Origin of the sequence: Stenotrophomonas rhizophila (assembly GCF_007667275.1) — a bacterium.
Lineage (GTDB): Bacteria > Pseudomonadota > Gammaproteobacteria > Xanthomonadales > Xanthomonadaceae > Stenotrophomonas > Stenotrophomonas maltophilia_AE.
In genome coordinates this window covers 135956-158287 of the sequence record NZ_VDQT01000002.1, presented here as the reverse complement: position 1 = coordinate 158287, position 22332 = coordinate 135956, and the positions used below count along the sequence as shown (strand labels likewise).

The window sequence follows — 22332 nt, the reverse complement described above, 5'->3', positions numbered from 1 at the left end:
CCGGAGCGATCCGGGTTTTTTTTTTGCGTGCGTATCGACCAACGGTCGATACCTACCGGGTTGAGCAACGGTCGATGCCTGCCGGTTGGCGGCGGCGGTAGGTACCGACCGTTGGTCGGTACACCGCCACGGGAACATCAGCCCGAAATCGCCAGCCGCTCCTGGTGGTACCGGCGCACCGCCGCGAACCACAGCAGCGCCGCCAGCCCGAACCCCGCTCCCAGGTACACAGCCCACATCTGCGCGCTGATCGGTTCGTGGCGGATGATCTTCAGCAGCATCTGGTTCTGCGCCAGGAACGGCACCGCCAGCTGCCACAGCGCACTTTTCACCGGGTACACCATCAGCGCGTAGCCGGGCAGCATCGGCAGCAGCATCAGCCAGGTCATGTGGCTCTGCGCCTCCTTCATGCTCTTGGCGGCAGCTGACAGGAAGGTCAGCAGCGAAGTACCGATGAACAGGATCGGCATCATCACGAAGAGCATCTGCAGCATCGACAGCAGGCCCATGTTGAGCTGCCGCGCCGCCGCACCGGTGGAGAGCTGCGCGCTGAGCTTGAACGCCAGCAGGGTCAGCAGCAGCGAAACCACGCCCACCACGCAGGCGGCGGCGATCTTGCCGCTGACGATGGCGCTGCGCTTGGCCGGGGTGGCCAGCAACGGCTCCAGCGACTGCCGCTCACGTTCGCCGGCGGTGGTGTCCATCACCAGATAAGCGCCGCCCAGGAAGGACGTGATGGTGAGCAGCACCGGCAGCAGCAGCGACATCATCACCCCACGCTTGGCCTCGGCCGTGGCCAGGTCCTGGGTGGCCACGTCCAGCGGGCGTGCCACCTGGGCATCGATGCCGCGCGCCAGCAGCCGCAGTGACCCGACCTGCTGGCTGTAGCCGCCCAGGGCCGCCTTCAGCCGCGCGTTGGGGATGTCGGCATCACGCCGCGTGCTGTCCTGCACGATCTCCACCAGTGCCGGGCGACCTTCGGCCCAGTCCTTGCCGAAGTCCGGGCTGATGCGCAGCGCGATGTCGATCCGCTGGTCGCGGATGGCGGCGGTCAGGTCCTTCGGCGGATCCACCGCGTTCAGCCCCTGCGCCGCCAGGAAGCGCACCAGGTTGGGGGCGTTTTCGCGGCCGATGGTGGGAATCTCAAGCGGCTTGTCGATCTGGGTCTTGAAGCGGCTTTCGGACAGCTTGCCCATGCCCAGGATCAGGATCGGGTACAGCAACGGCCCGAGCAGCAGGGTGAGCGCAAGGGTACGGCGGTCACGCGAGAGATCGCGCAGCTCCTTGCGCATTACGGTCAATATCGTGGCAAACGCGCTCATGCGTGCAGTCCTTCTTCATCGCCGATCGCTTTCACGAAGGCATCTTCCAGGTTCGCTTCGCCGGTCTGCGCGCGCAGCTCATCGGCCGTTCCCGCCGCCATCACCGTGCCCTTGGCGATGACCACGATGCTGTCGCACAGCGCGGCCACCTCCTGCATGATGTGGCTGGAGAAGATCACGCAGCGACCTTCATTGCGCAGCTCGCGCAGGAAGCCACGCAGCGCACGGGTGGTCATCACGTCCAGGCCGTTGGTGGGCTCGTCCAGGATCACGTTGCGCGGGTCGTGCACCAGCGCGCGCGCGATGGCGGTCTTGGTGCGCTGGCCCTGCGAGAAGCCGTCGGTCTGGCGGTCCAGGATGTCTTCCATGTCCAGTGCCTTCGACAGCACCTTGGTGCGCTCGCGGATCTGCGCGCTCTTCATGCCGTGCAGTTCACCGAAGTAGGCGATGTTTTCGCGCGCGGTCAGCCGCTTGTACACGCCGCGCGCGTCGGGCAGCACCGCCAGGCGGCGGCGCACGTCCACCGCGTGGGTGGCGGCGTCCAGGCCATCCACCAGCACCCGGCCCTGGTCGGGCGTCATCAGCGTGTAGAGCATGCGCATCGTGGTGGTCTTGCCGGCACCGTTGGGGCCGAGCAGGCCGGTAATGCGGCCGTCGTCGGCCTGGAAGCCGACGTTCTCCACCGCCTTGATCAGGCCGGTCTTGGTCTTGAACGCTTTATGCAGGTTCTCGGCGACGATCATGGTTCCCATCCGTTGAACGAGGTGAAGGCCGGCACCGGGCTGAGGCTGTCCAGGCAGGAGGCATCGAGCGCCTTGGCGTCGGTGGTGTCCATGAACTGCGCCAGCAGGCGCGGCATGCAACCGGCATTGAGGGTGCCGTGGCCCTGGCCGCGGGCGACGATATGGCGCCCGTTCGGCAGGTGCTTGAGCACCTGCTCGGCGTAGCGCGGCGGGGTGACCGGATCGAACTCACCGGACAGCAGCAGCACCGGCACCTGGGTGCTCAACGGTGCGGTGAAGTCCTTCGGGCGCGTGCCCACGTTCCAGGCCGGGCACGCGGCGAAGAACATGCGCGCCACCTCCGGACCGAGCAGGCGGTCGCCGGCTGGCGCTTCCTGGTAACGGTCGGCATCTTCCGCGCAGATCACCGACCACTGCATGCCCCGGTTCATCTGCCCGGCCATGTTGCGGGTGGCCATGCTGTTGAGCGACATCAACGGTGCGTAGCGGCCCTGCGCTGCTTCATCCAGCACCACCGGCAGCAGCGAGGACAGTTCCGGCATGTACGAGAACAGGAACGCCAGGCTGGTCACGGTGTCGGCACTGATCGGGTCGCGGCGCACCACCGCCGTGCCCGGGTCGCGATACTCCACTTCAACCGGCGCCTTGGCCAGCGTGGTCATGACGTTGCGCAGCTGGGTCCGGGTATCGACCGGGAAGCGTTTGGCGCAGGCCGCGTCCTTCCTGCACTGGGCCACCTGCAGCTCGATTGCCGACTCGAAGGTGTTGGCGAAATCGCCGCCTACCGCCAGGTCATTCGGGGCCACGCCGTCGATCACCACCGCACGGGTGTGCTGCGGGAAGCGTGCGGCGTACTGCTGGGCCACGCGGGTGCCGTAGGAACCGCCGACCAGGTTGATCTTGTCCACGCCCAGCGCGGCGCGCACGCTGTCCAGGTCGCCAATGGCTTCGGTGGTGGTGTAGAAACGGGTGTCGGCACGGCCCGCCACGCTCGCCGCGCAGCGCTTGGCAAACTCGGCGATGACCTCCGGCGTGGCTGCCGCGTTCTCATCGAACGCCAGCTCCTTGCCGTCGGCGTCCACGCAGTCGAGCGGGTTGGATTTGCCGGTGCCGCGCTGGTCCACCAGGATGATGTCGCGCTTCTTGCGCACGTCGCGCAGCGACTGGTTGACGATGGCCGCCACCTGCGTGGCCGACTGGCCCGGCCCGCCGGCCAGGAAAAACACCGGGTCCAGCTTGCCTTCGCCCTCGTTCTCGGTATCCAGCAGCGCGATGTTCAGCCCGATCCTGCGCCCGCCGGGGTCGGCCGGGTTCTCCGGCACCTGCAGCGTGGCGCATTCGGCCTCCACGTTGCTGCTGGCCTGGGCACTGGTCAGGGTGCAGGGCTTGAAGGTCAGCTGACCGTACTGGCGCTGGGCGCCCTCGGGCGGCGCTTCCGGGGTGGGTTGGCAGGCCGCCAGCAACAGCAGGGCTGCGCCGGTGGCGAGGGGTCGGATCGCACGTTGCATGCTCGGTCACGTCCTTGAGTGAAGGGTCTCAGCATGCCATGACGGACGGGCGTGCTGGATGTGACCGAAGGGGGGCCTGGGATTTCGCTGCCGGACGCGGGACACGCGGACCGGTGGCGACTCATTGAGTCGGGTGCACGGGGGCCCGAGTCTGGGCCGGGTGCAGAACCTGGAGTTGTTACTGGAGCAGGGGACGCTGGCGCCCCCTGCTTACGCGCTGATTTGCCGACTGTCTACGACAGACCATCAGCACCGCCGGCCAGCTGCGACGGTCGGCATGAGTTGCTCACCACGCTGAGGTCAATGGACTTCGGGTTCGACTCCAGCGCCGCGTAGTCCCGCATCATCTTCCGCAGCAGCAGCGAAGGGTTCTGGTTGCTTCGCCACGCGGCCAGTCGGAACTGGTACAGCAGCCAAGGGGTCATCGGCACTTCCATCACCACGCGCCGGTTCACAGGCCCAGCCCTCCATTCGGGCAGATCGGGCGCTGTTCCGCTTCGACCATGCTGTGGTCGATCGTGCGCTGCAGAAGCCGTGGCACGCCGGGACGCGGCAGGGTGGGCTGGCCGAGCACGGTGATGGTGATGACGCCTTTGTCGGCTTCGATCTTGAGCTTGGAACCCACGTTGAATCCCATCTGCCGCAGCCAGCGGCCGCGCAGCTTCAGGAAGGGCACCGATGCTTCGTCCTGGAACTCCGGCGGCGGCTCGTCGTACGCCGGCGCCTGGATGTAGCTGCGGTCCGGCAGGTGGTGGGCGGTGTGGGAAGGGCGGTCGTCGTACGGCGCGGTGTCGCTGGGCGATTGCATGGTAGACCTCCAAAGTGTGTCTCCCTCGCCGGAATGGCGAGGGAGTCGGGAGGTTAGAAACCGTGGAACGTGGAAAGCCGGCGGGCGTATTCCCCAGAAGGTGTTGTATTAGCCACCCTCCCGACACATTGCGTACATCTACCACGTTCCGGAGTTTCTACGCTCCGGGGGCCACCATGCACCTTGCTTCCAGCGAAGAGAATTCGTTTGTTCCTCTTGATTTCAGCAAACTGGTTGAGCGTGCCTTTGCTGTGACGCAAGCAGCACGGATGCCGCGTCGACAGCTCGATCTGGAGCTCACTGACGTTTCCGGCTCAGCCATTCCGAGCGTTCAATCAAGGAACATCCGAAGCAGGTGTGGGATCGTATTGCCGCATCCGTAGTCACGATTTTCGTGAGAAAGGTCCTTTCATGAGTACGTTGGCCGACAGCCACTACTTCCCTCGAGAGCAGTTGGTCGACGCCGTCCATCACGCGCTGCGCTCGGGCCTGACGCACGCGATCACCATGTTTGCCGCACGTCGGATGGGCAAGACATTGTTTGTGAAGAACGATCTGGTGCCTGCTGCTGAGGCCTGGGGTTGGCGGACGTGTTACATCGATCTGTGGGTAAGGCGGGATCACCCCGAAGTGGCACTGGTCGAGGAGCTGGAAGCTGCGGCGCGTCCCAGAGGCTTTCTGGCGAAGGCGATGAAGCCGGACAAGCTCACGGCCAAGGCGGGGTATGCCGGATCCGGTCTACATGCAGAGTGGACGACTGCTGGCCCGTCGGCTGATCTCCAAGGTCGCCTACGAACTGCGATGCAACAACTGGCGCAATCCGGTAATGAACCGGTGCTTCTGATCCTGGACGAATTCCAGACGCTCGCAACGGGTATGCATGAAGACCTGGTTGCCGCCTTCCGCGCCACGATGCTCGAGCTGCAACCGAAATTGAAGATCTTCTTTACCGGCTCCTCCAGGGACGCACTCAATGAGATGTTCCGGAAGCGCAAGGCGCCGCTGTTCGATGCGGCGCTGTCATTGACGCTGCCCGACCTGGGCATTGACTTCGTGGAGAACCGCGCCTTCGTCTTCCGGCAGATGACGGGGCGGGCCATCGATGTCGCGGCCCTGATAGAAGTGTTCCAGCGCATTTCGCACGTACCGCTCTACATGAACCAGATCATCCTGCACATGGTCGTCGGCCTGACCTCGGATCCGTGGGTTGGCCTGGAGCGGTGGCGGCAGGAGATGGGCGAGACCGGGCTGCATGAGCAATGGCTCAACTTGAAGCCAGTGGACCGGATCATTCTGAGGCACCTGGCCAGCCGGCGCCCGGAGAGCTTGTTCGGCGCCGAGTTCAGCGCGTTGGTCACCGATCAGAACTGCGGGAAGAGCGCCTGCAATCCTCAGCGAATCCAGACGGCCGTGAATCGATTGGTGAAGCAGCTTGTCCTGGCGCCTACCGGCGAGAAGGGTGAGTAAGAAATCGAGGATCGTGCGCTGGCCACGTATCTCGCTTGCGAGCCTGGTGCGGCACTGTCTGCCGGGCAGAGCCCGGCACTACGGGGTCTGTGAGGTTGCCGGGCAGAGCCCGGCACTACGCGGGGGCGCCGGGTTACTTGCTGCTTACGTACTTCTCGCGCCGCACCTGCGGGGTCGGCAGGCCTGCTTCCTTTAGTGCCTCGAAGGTCGCGTCGACCATGTCCGGGTTGCCGCACAGGTAGGCGATGTCGGTGGCCGGGTTCGGGGCGAATTCGGCCAGGTGCTGCTGCACGTAGCCGTGGCGGACGTCCGGGTGCGGGTTGGCGGGCAGCTCGCGGGACAGGCACGGCACGTAGCGGAAGCCCGGGTGGGCGGCGGCGAAGGCGTAGAAGTCGTCGCTGTAGAGCAGCTCTTCCGCGGTGCGGGCGCCCTGCAGCAGCACCGCCTCCACCCCGCGCTCGGCCATGGCGGTGGCCAGCAGCGGCAGCATGGAGCGGTACGGGGTGACCCCGGTGCCGGTGGCGATGAGCAGGTAGCGGGCGTTGTGGTCGCCCGGCATCAGGCAGAACCGGCCGAACGGGCCGCTGGCGGTCACGTGGCCGCCGATGTCCAGGCCCTCGAACAGGGCAGTGGCGGCCCCGCCGGGCACGAAACTGACTGCAATATCAACGGCTTCGCCGGGCGCCATGGCGTGGTCGTGAAGGGTAGCCAGCGAGTAGCTGCGCTTGGTGGCAGTGCCGTCGGCGTACTCGAAATGGACCTGGATGAACTGTCCGGGCTGGAAATCCAGCGGTTGGCCGTCATCACGCAGGAACTGGTAGTGGCCGACGGTGGGGGCCAGCATGCGCCGGTCGATCAGCTTGAGGGGGAATTGAACAGGCACGAATTTGGGAAACAGTGTGTAGCCGGGGCAAACCCTCGGGGCCTCCTATAATAGCCGCTCCCCCGCCCCTATCCAGCGCCGACCCTTGGGCGCGAAGGCAAGAGCTTGGCATCCCAGACCTCCCCCGCGACCAGTACCGCCCCCGCCCTGCGGGTGCGCGACCTCCGCAAGACCTATGACAACGGCACCCAGGCCCTCAAAGGGGTTTCGCTGGACGTTGCCCCGGGCGATTTCTTCGCGCTGCTGGGCCCCAACGGCGCCGGCAAGTCCACCCTGATCGGCATCATCAGCTCGCTGGTGAACCTGAGCGAGGGCCAGGTCGAGGTGTTCGGCAGCGACCTGGTGCGCAACCGCAGCGCCACCATGCGCCTGATCGGCCTGGTCCCCCAGGAGATCAACTTCAACCTGTTCGAGAAGCCCTTCGACATCCTGGTCAACTACGCCGGCTTCTACGGTGTGGCCCGCCCGGAGGCCGAGAAGATGGCCGAAGAGGAGCTCAAGCGCGCCCACCTGTGGGAAAAGGCGCAGGTGATGAGCCGCACGCTGTCCGGCGGCATGAAGCGCCGGCTGATGATCGCCCGGGCGATGATGACCCGCCCGCGCCTGCTGATCCTGGACGAGCCCACCGCCGGCGTGGACATCGAGATCCGCCGCGACATGTGGCGGGTGCTGAAGGAGATCAACGCGGCCGGCACCACGATTATCCTGACCACGCACTACCTGGAAGAAGCCGAGCACCTGTGCCGGAACCTGGCCATCATCAACCACGGCCAGATCGTGACCCAGGGGCCGATGCGCGAGCTGCTGGCCAAGCTGGACGTGGAAGGGTTCCTGTTCGATATCGACGGTGAGCTGCCGGCGCAGCTGCCGGTGATCGAAGGCACCACCATCACCGCCATCGACGGGCACACGCTGGACGTGGACATGCCGCGCGCGATGGACCTCAACCGGGTGTTCGCGGCGCTGAACGCGGCCGGGATCCGGGTGCGTTCGATGCGGACCAAGAGCAACCGCCTGGAGGAGCTGTTCGTGCGCCTCACCGGCAACCAGGAGAATGCGGCATGAGCAGCACCCCGACCCCGGTCCTGACCGACGGCCAACGCAACCGGATCGCGCTGATGACGATCGTGCGCCGCGAAGTAGCGCGCATCCTGCGCATCTGGGGGCAGACGCTGGTACCGCCGGCGATCACGATGACGCTGTACTTCCTGATCTTCGGCGGGCTGATCGGCTCGCGCGTGGGCGAGATGGGCGGCTACAGCTACATGCAGTTCATCGTGCCCGGACTGGTGATGATGAGCGTGATCCAGAACAGCTACGGCAACATCAGTTCGTCGTTCTTCGGCGCGAAGTTCGGTCGCCACGTGGAAGAGCTGCTGGTGAGCCCGATGCCGAACTGGGTGATCCTGTGGGGCTACGTGGCCGGTGCGGTGCTGCGCGGCTTGATGGTGGGCATCATCGTGCTGATCATCGCCATGTTCTTCACCCCGGTGCGCATTCCGCACCCGCTGGTGACGCTGACCACGGTGCTGCTGGGCGCGACGATCTTCTCGCTGGCCGGGTTCATCAATGCGGTGTACGCCAAGAAGTTCGATGACGTGGCGATCGTGCCGACCTTCATCCTGACCCCGCTGACCTACCTGGGCGGCGTGTTCTATTCGGTGAAGCTGCTGCCGACGTGGGCCGAAGCGGCCACGCACGCGAACCCGATCTTCTACATGGTCAATGCCTTCCGCTACGGCCTGCTGGGCACCAGCGACGTGCCGCTGTGGGTGGCGTATGCGCTGATGATCGGCTTCGTGGTGGTACTGACCGCGCTGGCGCTGTGGCTGCTCAAGCGTGGCGTTGGCATGCGCAGCTGACCCCCTCTTGATCGGCGGCTCCGGCCACCGTTTAATACGTCGGCGTCACCCAAACGAACCCGTCCCCGGCCAAGCCAGGGGCGGGTTTTATTCGTGTAGCACTCCACAGGGGATACCAGGATGGTTTCTAGCAACACACGGAATACGTTCGGATGCATCGGTCTCGCACTTGCCCTGCTCGCGCTTGCGGGCTGTTCCACCAAGCCCATTCCGCTCAACTACGCGCCCAGCTCGGTGTTGTCGGCCCATGGCAAGGTCAATGTCACCACGTTCGAATACCTGCCGGCCAAGGGCGGTGAGATCAAGCCGAACCAGGTCCGTAACACGGCCATGGGTGATGTACTGTTCGAACGCAACGTGGATGTGATCCTGCGCGATGCCGTCTTCTCCGAGCTGCGCTTGGTGGGTATCACCATGGATGGGCAAGCCGACGCGCTCAGCGGACAGATCCAGGAATTCCTGATCGACGACCTGGGCTACAGCGTGGATTGGACACTGCGCATCCGCTACGTCGTCAAGGACAAGGATGGCAAGGTGGTCTACGACCAGGTCAAGGAAACCAAACGCAACACCAGCAAGTTCGTCAACGTGTTTGCCTCGCTCAATGAGACGATCAAACACAACGCAGAACTTATCATCCAGGACCAGGCGTTCATCGGCGCAATCAACTGACGTCCGCACTCGGTGGTGCCTGTGCAAACAGGCGCCACTGCTTGGGGTAAGGTGGTGCTTCCCTACCCTGTCGACCTGTTTTTCATGCGCATACTGATTCTCGGCGCCGGTGGCACCGGCGGTTACTTCGGCGGCCGCCTGGCCCAGGCGGGCGTGGACGTCACCTTCCTGGTCCGCCCTGCCCGCGCCGCGCAGCTGGATCGCGATGGGCTGGTCATCCGCAGCCCGTTGGGCGATGCGACCTTTCCGGCAGCCCACGTCACCGCCGATGCGCTGCCTGCGCTGGCGGCGGAGCAGCCGTTCGACCTGGTGATCCTCAGCTGCAAGGCCTACGACCTGGACAGCTCCATCGAGGCGATTGCGCCGGCGGTGTCGTCGCGCACGACGGTGCTGCCGATCCTCAATGGCCTGCACCATTACGCGGCGCTGGACGCCCGTTTCGGCCGCGATGCGGTGCTGGGCGGGCTGTGCTTCATCAGTGCGACCAAGGCCGATGACGGTGCGGTGCTGCATCTGGCGCCCGCCGCCAAGCTGACCTTCGGCGAGCGCGATACGCCCGGCAACAGTGCGCGCGTGCTGGCTCTGGCAGCAGCCTGCGTGCAGGCCGGGGTGGACCATGTGGCCAGCGATGCGATCGGGCAGGAGCAGTGGATCAAGTACACGTTCCTGACCGCGCTGGCCGCGGCGACCTGCCTGATGCGCGCGGATGTGGGCACGATCGTGGCCACCGATGATGGAGCGGCGGCGCTGCGGGGGCTGTACGACGAATGCCTGGCGGTGGCCGAAGCCGCGGGCGAGGCGATTCCGGAGAAGGCGCGCGCGATTGCGCTAGGCGCCCTCACCCAGGAAGGATCGGCACTGAAGGCGTCGATGCTGCGCGATCTGGAAGCCGGCCAGCAGGTGGAGGCCGAGCAGATCGTCGGCGACATGCTGGCGCGGGCGCGCGCGGCGGGCCAGACAGCGCCGCTGCTGGCGGTGGCGTACGCGCACCTGCAGGCCTATCAGCGCCAGCGCGCGGGATGAGCGTGACGAGCGGCGCGCTACCGGCACGCGTGCTGGTGCTGGGATTGGGGTACAGCGGCCGGCACGTCGCCCGGTTGCTGCAATCGCACGGCGTGGCGTGCAGTGGGACGGTCCGCGATCCCGGGGCAGCGCCGGAGGATGGGTTGATTCGCCATCGGTGGGTGGCAGGTGCGCCCGGGGACGGTGAAGGGCTTTGCCGGGCAGAGCCCGGCACTACGTTGCGGGACGCGATCCGTGCTGCGGAGGCGGTGCTGTGTACGCTGCCGCCGGATGATGCCGGTGATCCTGCGCTGCGGTTGTTGGCGGAGGAGCTGCGCGCAAGCCCTGCACTGCGCTGGGTCGGGTACCTCTCCTCCACCGCCGTGTATGCCGACCGCGCAGGTTGCTGGGTCGACGAGACCTCTGCGGCCGATGCCGTGGATGCCACCGCCCAGCGGCGCCTGCTGGCGGAACGGCAGTGGCGGGCGTTCGCGAATGAGATCAACGTGGCGTCGGCCGTGTTCCGCCTGCCGGGGATATACGGTCGCGGACGCAATGCGCTGGTGCAGCTGGCGGAAGGTCGTGCGCGGCATGTGCTGCGGCCGGGCCTGGTGTTCAACCGGCTGCATGTGGAGGATCTGGCCACCGCGGTGGTGGCGGCGATGCGGCTGTCCGCGCCCGACGCACTGTATCTGCTGGCCGATGACGAGCCGGCGCCGCCGCAGGACGTGCTGGCCTATGCAGCGGGGTTGAGTGGGTTGCCGATGCCGGCAGCGCAGGCGTGGGATGCGCCCGATGTTTCACCCGCATTGCGGCGCTTCTACGCCAGCAACAAGCGGATCGACAGCAGCGCGGCGCGCAAAGCATTGGCGTGGGCACCGAGGTTCAACACGTACCGCGAAGGACTGCAGGACGCCCTGCGGTAGGGTCGGTCGACAGACGACCGCCGATAACGTTGAACGGTGCATTGACGCATTGCGCCCGCCGGAGAGACGCCTTCGTTCCAGGTCATGCCGCCATCGAGTTGATCACCGTTATCGGCGGTCGATCGGGATGCGACCCTACCAAGGCAACACGTCCGTCATTCCGCGACCGGGACGCGGGACCAAGGCGACACCCCGTCATCCCGCGGCCGGGACGCGAAACCCAGGCGACACACCCGTCATCCCGCGGCCGGGACGCGAAACCCAGGCGACACACCCGTCATCCCGCGGCCGGAAGGCGGAAGAACGTCCGCGTTGCCGCTGTTGCATTTGCTGCCGTGGTTTCCACGTCTTCGCCCCGATCCCGTGCCAGCTCTTCGACGATGTGCTTGAGGTACATCGGTTCGTTGCGGCGATCCTTCGGCATCGGCTTCAGCGAGCGCGGCAGCAGGTACGGGGCGTCGGTTTCAATCATCAACCGCTCGGCCGGAATGTGCTTCACCAGTTCGCGCAGGTGGGCGCCACGGCGCTCGTCGCAGAGCCAGCCGGTGATGCCGATGTACCAGTCCTGGTCCAGGTAGTCGAACAGCTCCTGGCGCTCGCCGGTGAAGCAATGCACGACGGCTGCGCCGATGCGGCCGTCGAAGTTCTTCATCTGCGCCATGAAGTCGGCATGCGCGTCGCGCTGGTGCAGGAACAGCGGCTTGCGTTCGCCATCGCTGCCGCGCACGTCGCTGGCCAGCTGCAGCTGGCGCTCGAAGGCGCGGTGCTGGGCCGGGCGCGGAGCGAAGTCGCGGAAGTAATCCAGCCCGCACTCGCCCACCGCCACCACTTCGGCATGCGCATGCAGCGCGCGCATTTCGGCGTCGCATTCGTCGGTGTATTCCACCGCGTGGTGCGGGTGCACGCCGGCAGTGGCGTACAGGAAGCCGGGATGCTGGCGCGCCAGTTCCAGTGCCAGCGGCGAATGCTCGCGGCTGGCGCCGGTCAGCACCATCTGCACCACGCCAGCGTCGCGCGCGCGCGCGAGCACGGCGTCGCGGTCGCGGTCGAAGGAGTCGTGGGTGAGGTTGGCGCCGATATCGATCAGGTGCATGGGGCAGCTACAGGACGGTTAACCTGGCCATTGTAACGTGCCGTCCGCGCGCGGCCGCTCGCTGTGCCTGGCCGTGGCCCGTATCCTTGCCGCATGAGCACGCCGATTTTCCCCATTTCCCCGCTGCTGCCGCAGATCGCCGCACACCTGGCCACGCATCCGCGGCTGGTGCTGGAAGCGCCACCCGGCGCCGGCAAGACCACCCAGGTGCCGCTGGCGCTGCTGGACGCGCCATGGCTGCAGGGCCGCAAGATCCTGATGCTGGAACCGCGCCGCGTGGCCGCACGCAGCGCCGCGCAGTTCATGGCGCGGCAGCTGGGCGAAGAGGTCGGTGACACGGTCGGCTACCGGATCCGTTTCGAAAACAAGGTGTCGGCGCGGACCCGGGTGGAGGTGGTGACCGAAGGCATCCTGACCCGCATGCTGCAGGACGACCCCATGCTGGAAGGCGTGGGCGCGCTGCTGTTCGATGAATTCCACGAACGCCACCTGTCCGCCGACCTGGGCCTGGCGCTGGCGCTGGACGTGCAGGCGCAGCTGCGCGAGGACCTGCGCATCGTGGTGATGTCGGCTACGCTGGACGGCGAGCGGCTGGCGCAGTTCCTGGACGCGCCACGACTGAGCAGCGAAGGCCGCAGTTTCCCGGTGGCGATCAGCCACTTTCCGGCGCGCCGCGAGGAATCGCTGGAGGCGCAGGCGCGGCGGGCGGTGGAGCAGGCGCTGGCCGGACACCCCGGCGACATCCTGGTGTTCCTGCCCGGCCAGCGCGAGATCAACCGTACCCAGGCCGCACTGGAGCAGGCGCTGCCGGCCGATGTGCAGGTGCTGCCGCTGCACGGCGAGCTGCCGGTGGAGCAGCAGTCACGCGTGCTGCAGCCCGACCCGCAGGGAAAGCGCCGGGTGGTGCTGGCCACCAACGTGGCCGAGTCCTCGGTCACCCTGCCCGGCGTGCGGGTGGTGATCGACGCCGGGCTGGCGCGCGAGCCGCGCTACGACCCCAACAGCGGCTTTGCGCGGTTGGACGTGGTGAGCATCGCGCAGGCCTCGGCCGACCAGCGCGCCGGCCGTGCCGGGCGCGTGGCCGAGGGCTGGGCGTGGCGGCTGTGGCCGCAGTCGCAGCGGCTGGAGGCACAGCGCCGGCCGGAGATGGCGCAGGTGGAGCTGGCCTCGCTGGCGCTGGAACTGGCCGCTTGGGGCAGCGACGACCTGCGCTTCGTGGACGCGCCGCCGGTGGGCGCGCTGGCTGCGGCACGCGAGCTGCTGCAACGGCTGGGCGCGCTGGGCGACAGCGGTGCGCTGACCCCGCTGGGCCGGCGCATGCTGGCGCTGGGCACGCACCCGCGCCTGGCGGCGATGCTACTGGCCGCCGACGGCGGTGCCGAGCAGGCGCTGGCCTGCGACCTGGCAGCACTGGTGGAGGCACGCGACCCGTTGCGCCAAGGCGGCGATGCGCTGGCCGCGCGTTGGCGCGCGCTGGCCGCGTTCCGGCAGGGGCGCGCCCCGCACGATGCCAACCGCGCGGCACTGGCGGCGATCGATGCGGCCAGCAAGCAGTGGCGGCGGCGCCTGCGCTGCGATGCGGCTCCGCCTTCGTCGGTGGAAGCGCATCAGCTGGGCGACCTGCTGGCGCACGCGTTCCCCGACCGGATTGCCGCGCGCCACCCTACCGACCCACTGCGCTATCTGTTGGCGAACGGACGCAGCGCGCGCCTGTTCGACCCCAGCGACCTGCGCGGCGAGCCCTGGCTGGTCGCGGTTGAGCTGCGCTATGAGGCGCGCGATGCGCTGCTGCTGCGCGCCGCGCCGGTGGACGAGAGCCGGCTGCGGCGCGATTTCCCGGACCGTTTCCAGCAGCAGGACGTGGTGCGCTGGGATGCGGACAAACGCGCGCTGGTGGCGCGCCGCGAGAGCCGCTTCGACCGCATCGTGCTGGACAGCCGCTCTGCCGGCCGCGTGGATCCGGCGCAGGCGGCGCAGGCGCTGACCGAGGCGGTGCGGGAGCTGGGGCTGGAGGCTCTGCCGTGGACCGAGGGGCTGCGCCAGTGGCAGGCGCGGGCGCTGGCGCTGCGTGCGTGGATGCCGGAGCTGGAGGTGCCGGATGTGTCCGACGCCGCGCTGATGGCGTCGTTGCCGACATGGCTGACCCCGGCGTTCAATGGCAGGACCCGGCTGGATGCGCTGGACGAGTCGGCCTTGGGCGAAGCGCTGAAATCGCCGGTGCCGTGGGCGCAGCGGCAGGCGATCGACCGGCATGCGCCGGTGCGGATGGCGGTGCCGTCGGGCATGGAGCGTGCGATCCACTACGCGCTGGAGGCCGATGGCAGCACGCCACAGCCGCCGGTGCTGGCGGTGAAGCTGCAGGAGCTGTTCGGGCTGGCCGATACACCGCGCATTGCGGATGGCCGCGTGCCGCTTACCCTGCACCTGCTGTCCCCCGGCGGCCGCCCGCTGCAGGTCACCCAGGACCTGCGCAACTTCTGGGCGAACACGTATGCCGAGGTCAAAAAGGAAATGAAGGGGCGCTACCCCAGGCACCCATGGCCGGACGATCCGTGGACGGCCAACGCCACCCACCGCGCCAAGCCACGAGGCACGTAGAGCCACGCCCTGCGTGGCTGCGCGATGTCGGCTGCGTTCGGCAGCTCAGCCACGCAGGGCGTGGCTCTACCCGGGGCGTTGCTGGTGGCTGGCTGAATCGATCCTGCACATTGGTTATCGTCGTGACCGGACCGTGGGCGCTGGATAACACGCCCTACACGGCCCCCGGGTGACACTGGATTTCGAACCGAGGCAAAAGGACCCCCCATGAGCAGACTGACCGTTATTACCGACCGCGCCCTGGAGCGTGCACTGGATCTGGCCAGCAGCGCTGGCGATGGCCTGAAGCATGCCGGCACCAACCTGCGCCACTTCGGCCCGCAGGCGACCGACTGGCTCAAGACCGGTGCGGCGCTCGGCGCGGTGAAGACCGGCAGCAAGGTGGCGGCCAAGGCCGTGCGCCGCAACCCGGCAGCAACCATCGCAGTGGCGGCGGTCGGCGTGGGCCTGCTGGGCTACGCGCTGTATCGCAAGCAGCAGAAGAAGAAGCTGGCCAACGGCAGCGTGGTGAATGGGCAGGCCGAGCGCATCAGCGCGCGCAACCGCCGCACCAGCACCGTGGTTGACGAACATAGCGACATCGGCAGCGACGCCTGATTTTTCTGGCGTGTTGCAGGTAAAAAACCGCCGGCATTGTCCGGCGGTTTTTTTTTCAGGCGTCGATCCGGCGCCATTCGCCGGGCTGCAGGCCGTCGAGGCGATGTGGGCCCATCGCGACCCGGACCAGGCGCAGCGTGGGCAGGCCCACCGCTGCGGTCATGCGCCGCACCTGGCGGTTGCGGCCTTCGCGCAGGGTGATCGCCAGCCAAGCGTCGGGCACGGTCTTGCGGAAGCGTACCGGTGGGGTGCGTGGCCAGAGCTCGGGTGGATCCAGGTGCTGCACGCCTGCTGGCAACGTCGGCCCGTCGTTCAACTGCACGCCGCTGCGCAGTGCCTGCAACTGGTCGTCGCTGGGCGTGCCCTCGACCTGCACCCAATAGGTCTTGTCTTCCTTGTGGCGCGGATCGGTGAGACGGTGGGCCAGGGGGCCGTCATCGGTCAGCAGCAGCAGGCCTTCGCTGTCGTAGTCCAGCCGCCCGGCCGCATATACGCCAGGCGGCAGGCCGAACCCGGCCAGCGTCGCGCGTGGCGGCTGGCTGCTGTCGGTGAACTGGCACAGCACGTTGAAGGGCTTGTTGAGGGCGATGAGCATGGTGCGGGACGTGGGTGGCGAGGTGGCATTGTCCCATTCCGTGGCTTCGGTTGCCTTCGTACCGACCAACGGTCGGTACCTACCGGGCGGGTCCCGCCGGTCGCGACCGGGTTGGATGCAACGGTCCCGACCCGGTTGGATGCAACGGTCCCGACCCGGTTGGATGCAACGGTCCCGGCCCGGTTGGATGCAACGGTCCCGATCGGGTTGGATGCAACGGTCCCGACCGGGTTGGATGCAATGGTCCCGACCCGGTTGGCTCCAACAATCCAGATCCGGTGGGCTGCGCCGGTTCCGACCGGTAGCGCACGACCGTTGGTCGTGCGCCGGCCTCACCGTTGCCGGACAGCGCCCCGCATTACTTCACGAAGCGCAGGGTCATGCGGTCGCTTTCGCCGATGGCCTTGTACTTCCCGGCATCGCCGGGTTCGTGCTGGTTGGTCGGCGGCAGGGTCCACACGCCGTTCGGGTAGTCCTTGGTATCGCGCGGGTTGGCATTGATCTCGCTGCTGCCGGCCAGCTTGAAACCGGCGGCTTCGGCCATCGCGATCACCTGGGCCTGGCCCACGTAGCCACTCTTGTCATCCGCCGCGACGTCGCCCTTGGCGCGGTGTTCGACCACGCCGAGCACGCCACCGGGCTTGAGCACGTTGTAGAAGCCCTTGAACATGCCTTCGGCCTGGTTGGCGCTGCGCCAGTTGTGCACGTTGCGGAAGGTCAGCACGACGTCGGCCGACCCGGCCGGGCCGAAGACCGGTGCCTTCGGGTCATAGCCCACGACCTTCGCCTTGTCGTACAGGGCCGGATTGTCGGCGAACTTCTTCTCCAGCCCGTCGCGGCTGCGCTGCTGGTAATCGCGGCCCCTGCCTTCGGCTACGGCCTTCGGGTCGACCACGGCGGCGACATAGGTGCCCTTGTCACGCAGCAGCGGGGCGAGGATTTCGGCGTACCAGCCACCACCCGGGGTGATTTCCACCACGGTCTTGCCCGGTTCCACGCCGAAGAACGACAGGGTCTGCGCCGGGTGGCGGTAGGCATCGCGCTTCACGTTTTCCGGGGTACGGCCCTTGCCGTCGACGGCCGCCTGCACCGCGGCGGTGATGGCCGGCTGGGCATTGGGGCCGGCCGGCTTGATCGCCATGGCGGGCGCGGCAAGCAGCAGCGTGGAAACGGTGAACAGGCAGGCACAGCTGAGCGAACGGGCTTTCATCGGATCACCTACGGTGGGCGGGATGCGGCGAGACTAGCAGCCGCGATGTCAAAGGTGTTCACAAAACGTTACTGCAATGCAGCGAAGCAGAACGCTGTTTTGTGGCTCGCGCCGCAACGGTGTCATCGACACGCACTTATGCTGTGACATTGCTTTCGATTGGAGGATTGCCCATGACCGCACCCCGTGAACTCGGCCGTTCCGGCCTGAAGGTGCTTCCCATCGCGTTCGGCGGCAACGTCTTCGGCTGGGGCGCGGACGAGAAGACCTCGTTCGCGTTGCTGGATGCCTTCGTCGATGCGGGCTTCAGCCTGGTCGATACCGCCGATGTCTACTCGGCCTGGGTGCCCGGCAACCAGGGCGGTGAATCGGAGACGATCCTGGGCCGCTGGTTCCAGCGCAGCGGCAAGCGCGACAAAGTAGTGTTGGCGACCAAGGTGGCAAAGTGGGCCGAACATCCCGGGCTGTCCGCGGACAACATCAATGCGGCGGTGGAGGACTCGCTGCGGCGCCTGCAGACCGATGTGATCGACCTGTACCAGGCGCACGAGGATGATGAGTCCACGCCGCTGGAAACCACGCTGGCCGCGTTCGGCCGCTTGATCGAACAGGGCAAGGTGCGTGCGATCGGCGCGTCCAATTACAGCGCCGAACGCCTGCGCGACGCGCTCAAGGTGTCCGCCGATTACAAGCTGCCGCGCTATGAGACGCTGCAGCCGGAGTACAACCTGTACGACCGCGCCGGTTACGAGAGCGGGCTGGAAGCGGTCGCGCGCGAGCATGACCTGGGCGTGATCAGCTACTACTCGCTGGCCAGCGGCTTCCTCAGCGGCAAGTACCGCAGCGCCGGGGATGCCGACAAGAGCAGCGCGCGTGGCAGCAGCGTGGTGGCGAAGTACGTCAACCCGCGCGGCATGCGCATTCTGGAGGCGCTGGATGATGTGGCGGGCAGCCACAACGCAACCGCGGCACAGGTGGCCATTGCGTGGTTGATCGCGCGACCGGGGATTACCGCCCCGATCGTCAGCGCGACCGGCGTGGAGCAGCTGCACGATGTGTTGGCGGCAGCGCAGGTAGCGCTGTCGGCGGACGACATCGAACAGCTCAACGCCGCCAGCGCCGAATGAAACCGCCTGCGTAGAGCCACGCCCTGCGTGGCTGCGCGGTGCCGGGCGCAGCAGCCGGGCAGAGCCCGGCTCTACGGGGTGCCGGGCCGGCCAGCCGGGCAGAGCCCGGCTCTACGCCGCTTTGGGTGCGGCGTCTTCGGCTACGAGTGCGTGGTGGATGCTGACGCCGGCGCGCACGCCTTCGGCGCTGGCCAGGGTGATGTTGCCCATGACGGTGGCGTCGCCCGCGGCGTATACGCCGGGCACCGTGGTCTGCTTCTGCGCGTCCACGCGCACCAGTACGCCCACCGGGCTTTCATCCAGGACACATCCCAACTGCTCGACCAGCGGCGAGCCCATCTGCTGGCGCGTGGTGACGAACAGCGCGCGCAGGTCGATGTGGCGACCGTCGGCGAGCCGTGCACCGCTCAACTGCGGCGCGTCACCGTCCAGCGCCACCACCTGTTCGGTTTCGATCTGCACGCCGCGTCGCTGCAGGGTGGCGATCTCATCCGGCTCCAGGGTCATCCCGTGCGCGAACAGCGTGACCTGGCCCCAATCGGCAAGCAGGCCGGCCATGAACGCGGACATCGCGTGGCCACCCAGCAGGCCGATCGCGCCGCCACCGATCTCGTAGCCGTGGCAGTACGGGCAGTGCAGCACGCTGTGGCCCCACCGCTCGGCGAGCCCGGGCAGGTCCGGCAGTGCGTCGCGTATCCCGGTGGCCAATAGCAGCTTGCGCGCCGCCCAGGTCTCGCCGCCGGCGGTGGTCACGGCGAAGCCGTCGACCGTTGCCCGCGCCTCCATGGCGGTGTCGCTGGCCCAGCGCACGCTGGGGTAATCCAGCAGCTGCGCCTTGGCCTGGCGCAGCAGGTCGCCGCCGGCGATGCCGTCCACCCCCAGCACGCCGTGGGAATGCGCGGCAAAACGGTTGCGCGGCAGGCCGCTGTCGATCACCAGCACGCTGCGGCGCGCACGCGCCAGCATCATTGCAGCGGACAGGCCGGCGAAACTGCCGCCGACGATTACGACGTCAAAGGTCATGGGCAACTCCTGTTGCATGCAGGGCCAGATGCTGGGCGAAGGCATCGCCGAGCGTGGCCAGGGTGGTGGCGCGCAGGCGCTGCTCGAGCAGGGTCTGGGCCTGCTGGTAGCTCTCGTCGAGGGCGGCGTTGACCACCTGCTGCACGGGGCAGCCGCGCCCGCTCTCGCGCGCGCCGGTATGCAGCAGTGCCGGCGAACCGATGGCGAGGTAGACGTCGTGCAGGCTGATGGTGGCCGGGTCGCGCGCCAGCTGGCTGCCACCGCCGTGTCCGCGCACGGTGTGGACCAGGCCCCCTTTGTGCAGCGCCGCGAGCAGCCGGCGGATCACCACCGGGTGGGTCGGCAGGCAGGTGGCGAGCTGTTCGGAAGTGCGCGGCCCGGCCTGCCCGACCAGGTGGGCCATGATGTGGAGCGCGTCGGAGAATTGGTTGCTGGATTTCATGTAACACCAATAGTTACATATCTGGCGACAATCCGGTAGCGCCGGCCGTTGGCCGGCTCTCCTGAACGGTGAGACGCTTGCATGGGCCGGCCAACGGCCGGCGCTACCGTAGGGAGGCCGGGCCGGTGATGGACGGCCGGGATTACCGCAGGAACGCCTGGCCGGTCATGGCCTGGGCCAGGTGATCGAGGAAGCTGGTGATCCGTGCCGAGACCGCAGTGTTCCGGTAGTAGACGGCGTGGATCGGCTGCCGGACCTCGACGGTCCGTTCCGGCAGCAGCTGCACCAGCGTGCCCGCGTCGCGGTCGCGGTGGGTCATGAAGTCGGACAGGCAGACCACCCCCGCCCCTTCCAGGGCCAGCCGGCGCAGGGTTTCGCCGCTGGACACGCGCACCGCCGGCTGGATGTGCAGCAGCGCATCGGTGTCGCCAGGGAGTGGCCAGTGGTTCAGCGAGTCCGGTTCGTTGAAGCCCAGCAGGCTGTGCTGGCGCAGGTCGGCCACGCTGGCCGGGGTGCCGTGCTGCTGCAGGTAGGCCGGGCTGGCCAGTACGCGCAGGCGGCTGTGGCCCAGCGGACGCGCGTGCAGGGTCGAATCTGCGAGTGGGCCGATGCGGATGGCCACGTCAGTGCGGCGCTCGAGCAGGTCGATGTAGCGCTCGCTGCTGTTGATCTCCAGATCCACCTCCGGATACCGCGCACGGTAGCTGGCCACCTGCGGGGCGATCACGTGCAGCACGAAGGGGGTGGCCGCGTCCACGCGCAGGCGCCCGGCTGGCCGCTCGCGGCGCGCGGCGATCTGCTCTTCGGCCGCCTCCACCGACGCCACGATGGCGCGGGCCTGGGCCAAGAAAGCATCGCCCTCTTCGGTGAGCTGCAGGCGGCGGGTGGTGCGGGTCAGCAGCGTGGTGCCGAGCTTGTCTTCCAGTCGGCCCAGCGCGCGACTGACCCCGGAGGTGGTCTGGCCCAGCTGCTCGGCCGCAGCGGTGATCGAGCCGCTGTCGATCACGGCGATGAATGCCTGCATCTCATCCAGGGTGGTCTTCATGGCGGGCGTTTGCGGATGGGGTGAGCATTATTGATCACCAGGCAATAGTCATTGGCGTGAAGACCGGTTTTTCGGCAAGAGTGCCGGGCGCAGACTGCGCAGCTTCTTCCCTCCACCGGTAACCCTCATGTCCCGTGGCATTCCCTTGGCCTTGTTGGCGTTGACGCTGGGCGCGTACGCCATCGGCACCACTGAATTCGTCATCGTCGGGCTGATCCCGACCATCGCCGCCGACCTGGGCGTGTCCCTGCCCTCGGCCGGTCTGCTGGTGTCCCTGTACGCGCTGGGCGTGGCGGTGGGCGCGCCGGTGCTGACCGCATTGACCGGACGGGTACCGCGCAAGACCCTGCTGGTGGCGCTGATGGTGCTGTTCACGCTGGGCAACGTGATTGCCTGGATGGCGCCCAGCTACGGCTCGCTGATCGTGGCCCGCGTGCTCACCGGCTTGGCGCATGGCGTGTTCTTCTCGATCGGTTCGATCATCGCCACCTCGGTGGTGCCCAAGGAGAAGGCCGCCAGTGCGATCGCGATCATGTTCACCGGCCTGACCGTGGCACTGGTCACCGGCGTGCCGCTGGGCACCTTCATCGGCCAGCACCTGGGCTGGCGCGCGACGTTCCTGGCGGTGGCCGCGCTGGGCGTCGTGGCGCTGCTGGGCAGCCTGCTGTTCGTGCCGCGCAACCTGCAACGCAGCGAGCCGGCCACGTTCGGCCAGCAGCTGGCGGTGCTGGCGCAACCGCGCCTGCTGCTGGTGTATGCGATCACCGCGCTGGGCTATGGCGGCACGTTCCTGTCGTTCACCTATCTGGCGTCGATCCTGCAGGACGTCACCGGTTTCTCGGCCAATGCGGTCAGCGGCGTATTGCTGGTGTACGGCGTGTCGGTGGCGATCGGCAACCTGTGGGGCGGCCGCCTGGCCGACCGCCGTGGGCCGATTCCCGCGCTCAAGCTGATCTTCGGGCTGCTGGCGCTCGTCCTGTTCGCATTGACCTTCACCGCCTACAACACCTGGCTGGTGCTGCTGACGGTGCTGGCGCTGGGCGCGGTGGCGTTCGGCAACGTGCCGGGGCTGCAGGTGTATGTGGTCAAGCAGGCGCAGCGCTTTGCACCGCAGGCAGCGGACGTGGCCTCGGGCCTGAACATCGCCGCGTTCAACGTGGGCATCGCGATGGGTGCCTCGCTGGGCGGGCTGGTGGTGGACCACCTGGGCCTGATGCACACGCCGTGGATCGGCGCGCTGGTGGTGCTGGGCGCGCTCGGATTGACCGTACTGAGCGGGCGGCTGGACAGGCGCGACGGTGTTGCCGAACGCGCCGAGGGCATCGCCGTCGCCGCGCACTGAGGTGAGAGCAGCCGACCGACGGTCGGCTCTACATCAGGTTGGCTGTGCCAGGCGTAGTCTTTATTTT

General features: G+C 67.6%; 22 protein-coding genes. 10 read left to right on the top strand and 12 right to left on the bottom strand.

Annotated elements, in window-relative coordinates; genetic code table 11:
• Positions 1–137: 137 nt before the first annotated feature.
• The 5 genes from FSZ13_RS06855 to FSZ13_RS06835 all read right to left on the bottom strand — a co-directional run bounded on the left by FSZ13_RS06855 (position 138) and on the right by FSZ13_RS06835 (position 4381).
• Positions 138–1322, bottom strand: a complete 1185-nt coding sequence (locus tag FSZ13_RS06855; RefSeq protein ID WP_145478747.1) for an ABC transporter permease — start codon at positions 1320–1322, stop codon at positions 138–140.
• A complete protein-coding gene (locus FSZ13_RS06850; protein ID WP_145478745.1) occupies positions 1319–2065 on the bottom strand; it encodes an ATP-binding cassette domain-containing protein in 747 nt (248 codons plus the stop codon). Before FSZ13_RS06850 ends, FSZ13_RS06855 begins: the two co-directional genes overlap by 4 nt.
• Positions 2062–3573 carry an alpha/beta hydrolase gene (locus FSZ13_RS06845; protein ID WP_145478743.1) on the bottom strand — a complete coding sequence of 504 codons (1512 nt, stop codon included), beginning with the start codon at positions 3571–3573 and terminating at the stop codon, positions 2062–2064. Before FSZ13_RS06845 ends, FSZ13_RS06850 begins: the two co-directional genes overlap by 4 nt.
• A 233-nt stretch (positions 3574–3806) precedes the next feature.
• Complete coding sequence (locus tag FSZ13_RS06840; protein ID WP_145478741.1) at positions 3807–3998, bottom strand: hypothetical protein; 192 nt, start codon at positions 3996–3998, stop codon at positions 3807–3809.
• 26 nt (positions 3999–4024) lie between these two features.
• Positions 4025–4381, bottom strand: a complete 357-nt coding sequence (locus FSZ13_RS06835; RefSeq protein ID WP_145478739.1) for a SymE family type I addiction module toxin — start codon at positions 4379–4381, stop codon at positions 4025–4027.
• Positions 4382–4792: 411 nt separating this feature from the next.
• On the opposite strand from FSZ13_RS06835, the gene FSZ13_RS06830 reads away from it, so the two are divergent.
• Positions 4793–5848, top strand: coding sequence for a hypothetical protein (locus FSZ13_RS06830; RefSeq protein WP_145478737.1), 1056 nt, complete (start codon positions 4793–4795; stop codon positions 5846–5848).
• A 133-nt stretch (positions 5849–5981) separates the two neighbouring features.
• Here the strand turns inward: FSZ13_RS06830 and FSZ13_RS06825 are convergent, their stop codons facing one another.
• On the bottom strand, positions 5982–6731 hold the full coding sequence (locus FSZ13_RS06825) for a ferredoxin--NADP reductase (RefSeq protein ID WP_145478735.1): 750 nt from the start codon (positions 6729–6731) through the stop codon (positions 5982–5984).
• 105 nt (positions 6732–6836) lie between these two features.
• Here FSZ13_RS06825 and FSZ13_RS06820 point away from each other — a divergent pair, with 105 nt between their 5' ends.
• From FSZ13_RS06820 to FSZ13_RS06800, 5 genes are all read left to right on the top strand, one after another.
• Positions 6837–7796 carry an ABC transporter ATP-binding protein gene (locus FSZ13_RS06820; protein WP_145478734.1) on the top strand — a complete coding sequence of 320 codons (960 nt, stop codon included), beginning with the start codon at positions 6837–6839 and terminating at the stop codon, positions 7794–7796.
• Positions 7793–8593 carry an ABC transporter permease gene (locus FSZ13_RS06815; RefSeq protein ID WP_145478732.1) on the top strand — a complete coding sequence of 267 codons (801 nt, stop codon included), beginning with the start codon at positions 7793–7795 and terminating at the stop codon, positions 8591–8593. The genes FSZ13_RS06820 and FSZ13_RS06815 overlap by 4 nt, the downstream gene beginning before the upstream one ends.
• A 234-nt stretch (positions 8594–8827) precedes the next feature.
• The gene (locus tag FSZ13_RS06810; protein WP_145478730.1) at positions 8828–9265 is read left to right on the top strand and encodes a hypothetical protein; all 438 of its coding nucleotides are present in this window, start codon (positions 8828–8830) and stop codon (positions 9263–9265) included.
• Between the two features lie 84 nt (positions 9266–9349).
• Positions 9350–10288 (top strand): 2-dehydropantoate 2-reductase, encoded by a 939-nt coding sequence (panE, locus tag FSZ13_RS06805; RefSeq protein WP_145478728.1) that lies wholly within the window; start codon positions 9350–9352, stop codon positions 10286–10288.
• On the top strand, positions 10285–11193 hold the full coding sequence (locus FSZ13_RS06800; RefSeq protein WP_145478726.1) for an epimerase: 909 nt from the start codon (positions 10285–10287) through the stop codon (positions 11191–11193). The genes panE and FSZ13_RS06800 overlap by 4 nt, the downstream gene beginning before the upstream one ends.
• A gap of 277 nt (positions 11194–11470) precedes the next feature.
• Here the strand turns inward: FSZ13_RS06800 and FSZ13_RS06795 are convergent, their stop codons facing one another.
• Positions 11471–12286, bottom strand: a complete 816-nt coding sequence (locus FSZ13_RS06795; protein ID WP_145478724.1) for a TatD family hydrolase — start codon at positions 12284–12286, stop codon at positions 11471–11473.
• 93 nt (positions 12287–12379) lie between these two features.
• Between FSZ13_RS06795 and hrpB the strand changes: the two genes are divergently transcribed.
• Together hrpB and FSZ13_RS06785 are read left to right on the top strand one after the other, a co-directional pair.
• A complete protein-coding gene (gene hrpB / locus FSZ13_RS06790) occupies positions 12380–14884 on the top strand; it encodes an ATP-dependent helicase HrpB (protein WP_145478722.1) in 2505 nt (834 codons plus the stop codon).
• 207 nt (positions 14885–15091) lie between these two features.
• Positions 15092–15481, top strand: a complete 390-nt coding sequence (locus FSZ13_RS06785) for a hypothetical protein (protein WP_145478720.1) — start codon at positions 15092–15094, stop codon at positions 15479–15481.
• A 55-nt stretch (positions 15482–15536) separates the two neighbouring features.
• Here FSZ13_RS06785 and FSZ13_RS06780 read toward each other — a convergent pair whose 3' ends face one another.
• Positions 15537–16076 carry a pseudouridine synthase gene (locus FSZ13_RS06780; protein ID WP_145478718.1) on the bottom strand — a complete coding sequence of 180 codons (540 nt, stop codon included), beginning with the start codon at positions 16074–16076 and terminating at the stop codon, positions 15537–15539.
• 358 nt (positions 16077–16434) lie between these two features.
• A complete protein-coding gene (locus FSZ13_RS06770) occupies positions 16435–17286 on the bottom strand; it encodes a class I SAM-dependent methyltransferase (RefSeq protein ID WP_145478715.1) in 852 nt (283 codons plus the stop codon).
• Between the two features lie 173 nt (positions 17287–17459).
• Here FSZ13_RS06770 and FSZ13_RS06765 point away from each other — a divergent pair, with 173 nt between their 5' ends.
• Positions 17460–18413: an aldo/keto reductase gene (locus tag FSZ13_RS06765; protein ID WP_145478712.1), complete on the top strand. Its 954-nt coding sequence runs from the start codon at positions 17460–17462 to the stop codon at positions 18411–18413.
• Positions 18414–18524: 111 nt separating this feature from the next.
• Here the strand turns inward: FSZ13_RS06765 and FSZ13_RS06760 are convergent, their stop codons facing one another.
• The 3 genes from FSZ13_RS06760 to FSZ13_RS06750 form a co-directional block, all read right to left on the bottom strand.
• The gene (locus FSZ13_RS06760; RefSeq protein WP_145478711.1) at positions 18525–19436 is read right to left on the bottom strand and encodes an NAD(P)/FAD-dependent oxidoreductase; all 912 of its coding nucleotides are present in this window, start codon (positions 19434–19436) and stop codon (positions 18525–18527) included.
• Complete coding sequence (locus tag FSZ13_RS06755; RefSeq protein WP_145478709.1) at positions 19426–19878, bottom strand: Rrf2 family transcriptional regulator; 453 nt, start codon at positions 19876–19878, stop codon at positions 19426–19428. The genes FSZ13_RS06760 and FSZ13_RS06755 overlap by 11 nt, the downstream gene beginning before the upstream one ends.
• 142 nt (positions 19879–20020) lie before the next feature.
• On the bottom strand, positions 20021–20923 hold the full coding sequence (locus FSZ13_RS06750) for a LysR family transcriptional regulator (RefSeq protein ID WP_145478708.1): 903 nt from the start codon (positions 20921–20923) through the stop codon (positions 20021–20023).
• 127 nt (positions 20924–21050) lie between these two features.
• On the opposite strand from FSZ13_RS06750, the gene FSZ13_RS06745 reads away from it, so the two are divergent.
• Positions 21051–22265 carry an MFS transporter gene (locus tag FSZ13_RS06745; protein ID WP_145478706.1) on the top strand — a complete coding sequence of 405 codons (1215 nt, stop codon included), beginning with the start codon at positions 21051–21053 and terminating at the stop codon, positions 22263–22265.
• The last annotated feature ends 67 nt before the right edge of the window (positions 22266–22332 follow it).

Coding starts and splice junctions, on each gene's coding strand:
- FSZ13_RS06745 (WP_145478706.1), top strand. CDS start 21,051: ATGTCCCGTGGCATTCCCTTGGCCTTGTTGGCGTTGACGCTGGGCGCG.
- FSZ13_RS06845 (WP_145478743.1), bottom strand. CDS start 3,573: ATGCAACGTGCGATCCGACCCCTCGCCACCGGCGCAGCCCTGCTGTTG.
- FSZ13_RS06785 (WP_145478720.1), top strand. CDS start 15,092: ATGAGCAGACTGACCGTTATTACCGACCGCGCCCTGGAGCGTGCACTG.
- FSZ13_RS06835 (WP_145478739.1), bottom strand. CDS start 4,381: ATGCAATCGCCCAGCGACACCGCGCCGTACGACGACCGCCCTTCCCAC.
- hrpB (WP_145478722.1), top strand. CDS start 12,380: ATGAGCACGCCGATTTTCCCCATTTCCCCGCTGCTGCCGCAGATCGCC.
- FSZ13_RS06755 (WP_145478709.1), bottom strand. CDS start 19,878: ATGAAATCCAGCAACCAATTCTCCGACGCGCTCCACATCATGGCCCAC.
- FSZ13_RS06780 (WP_145478718.1), bottom strand. CDS start 16,076: ATGCTCATCGCCCTCAACAAGCCCTTCAACGTGCTGTGCCAGTTCACC.
- panE (WP_145478728.1), top strand. CDS start 9,350: ATGCGCATACTGATTCTCGGCGCCGGTGGCACCGGCGGTTACTTCGGC.
- FSZ13_RS06770 (WP_145478715.1), bottom strand. CDS start 17,286: ATGAAAGCCCGTTCGCTCAGCTGTGCCTGCCTGTTCACCGTTTCCACG.
- FSZ13_RS06815 (WP_145478732.1), top strand. CDS start 7,793: ATGAGCAGCACCCCGACCCCGGTCCTGACCGACGGCCAACGCAACCGG.
- FSZ13_RS06840 (WP_145478741.1), bottom strand. CDS start 3,998: ATGACCCCTTGGCTGCTGTACCAGTTCCGACTGGCCGCGTGGCGAAGC.
- FSZ13_RS06795 (WP_145478724.1), bottom strand. CDS start 12,286: ATGCACCTGATCGATATCGGCGCCAACCTCACCCACGACTCCTTCGAC.
- FSZ13_RS06830 (WP_145478737.1), top strand. CDS start 4,793: ATGAGTACGTTGGCCGACAGCCACTACTTCCCTCGAGAGCAGTTGGTC.
- FSZ13_RS06850 (WP_145478745.1), bottom strand. CDS start 2,065: ATGATCGTCGCCGAGAACCTGCATAAAGCGTTCAAGACCAAGACCGGC.
- FSZ13_RS06760 (WP_145478711.1), bottom strand. CDS start 19,436: ATGACCTTTGACGTCGTAATCGTCGGCGGCAGTTTCGCCGGCCTGTCC.
- FSZ13_RS06765 (WP_145478712.1), top strand. CDS start 17,460: ATGACCGCACCCCGTGAACTCGGCCGTTCCGGCCTGAAGGTGCTTCCC.
- FSZ13_RS06750 (WP_145478708.1), bottom strand. CDS start 20,923: ATGAAGACCACCCTGGATGAGATGCAGGCATTCATCGCCGTGATCGAC.
- FSZ13_RS06800 (WP_145478726.1), top strand. CDS start 10,285: ATGAGCGTGACGAGCGGCGCGCTACCGGCACGCGTGCTGGTGCTGGGA.
- FSZ13_RS06855 (WP_145478747.1), bottom strand. CDS start 1,322: ATGAGCGCGTTTGCCACGATATTGACCGTAATGCGCAAGGAGCTGCGC.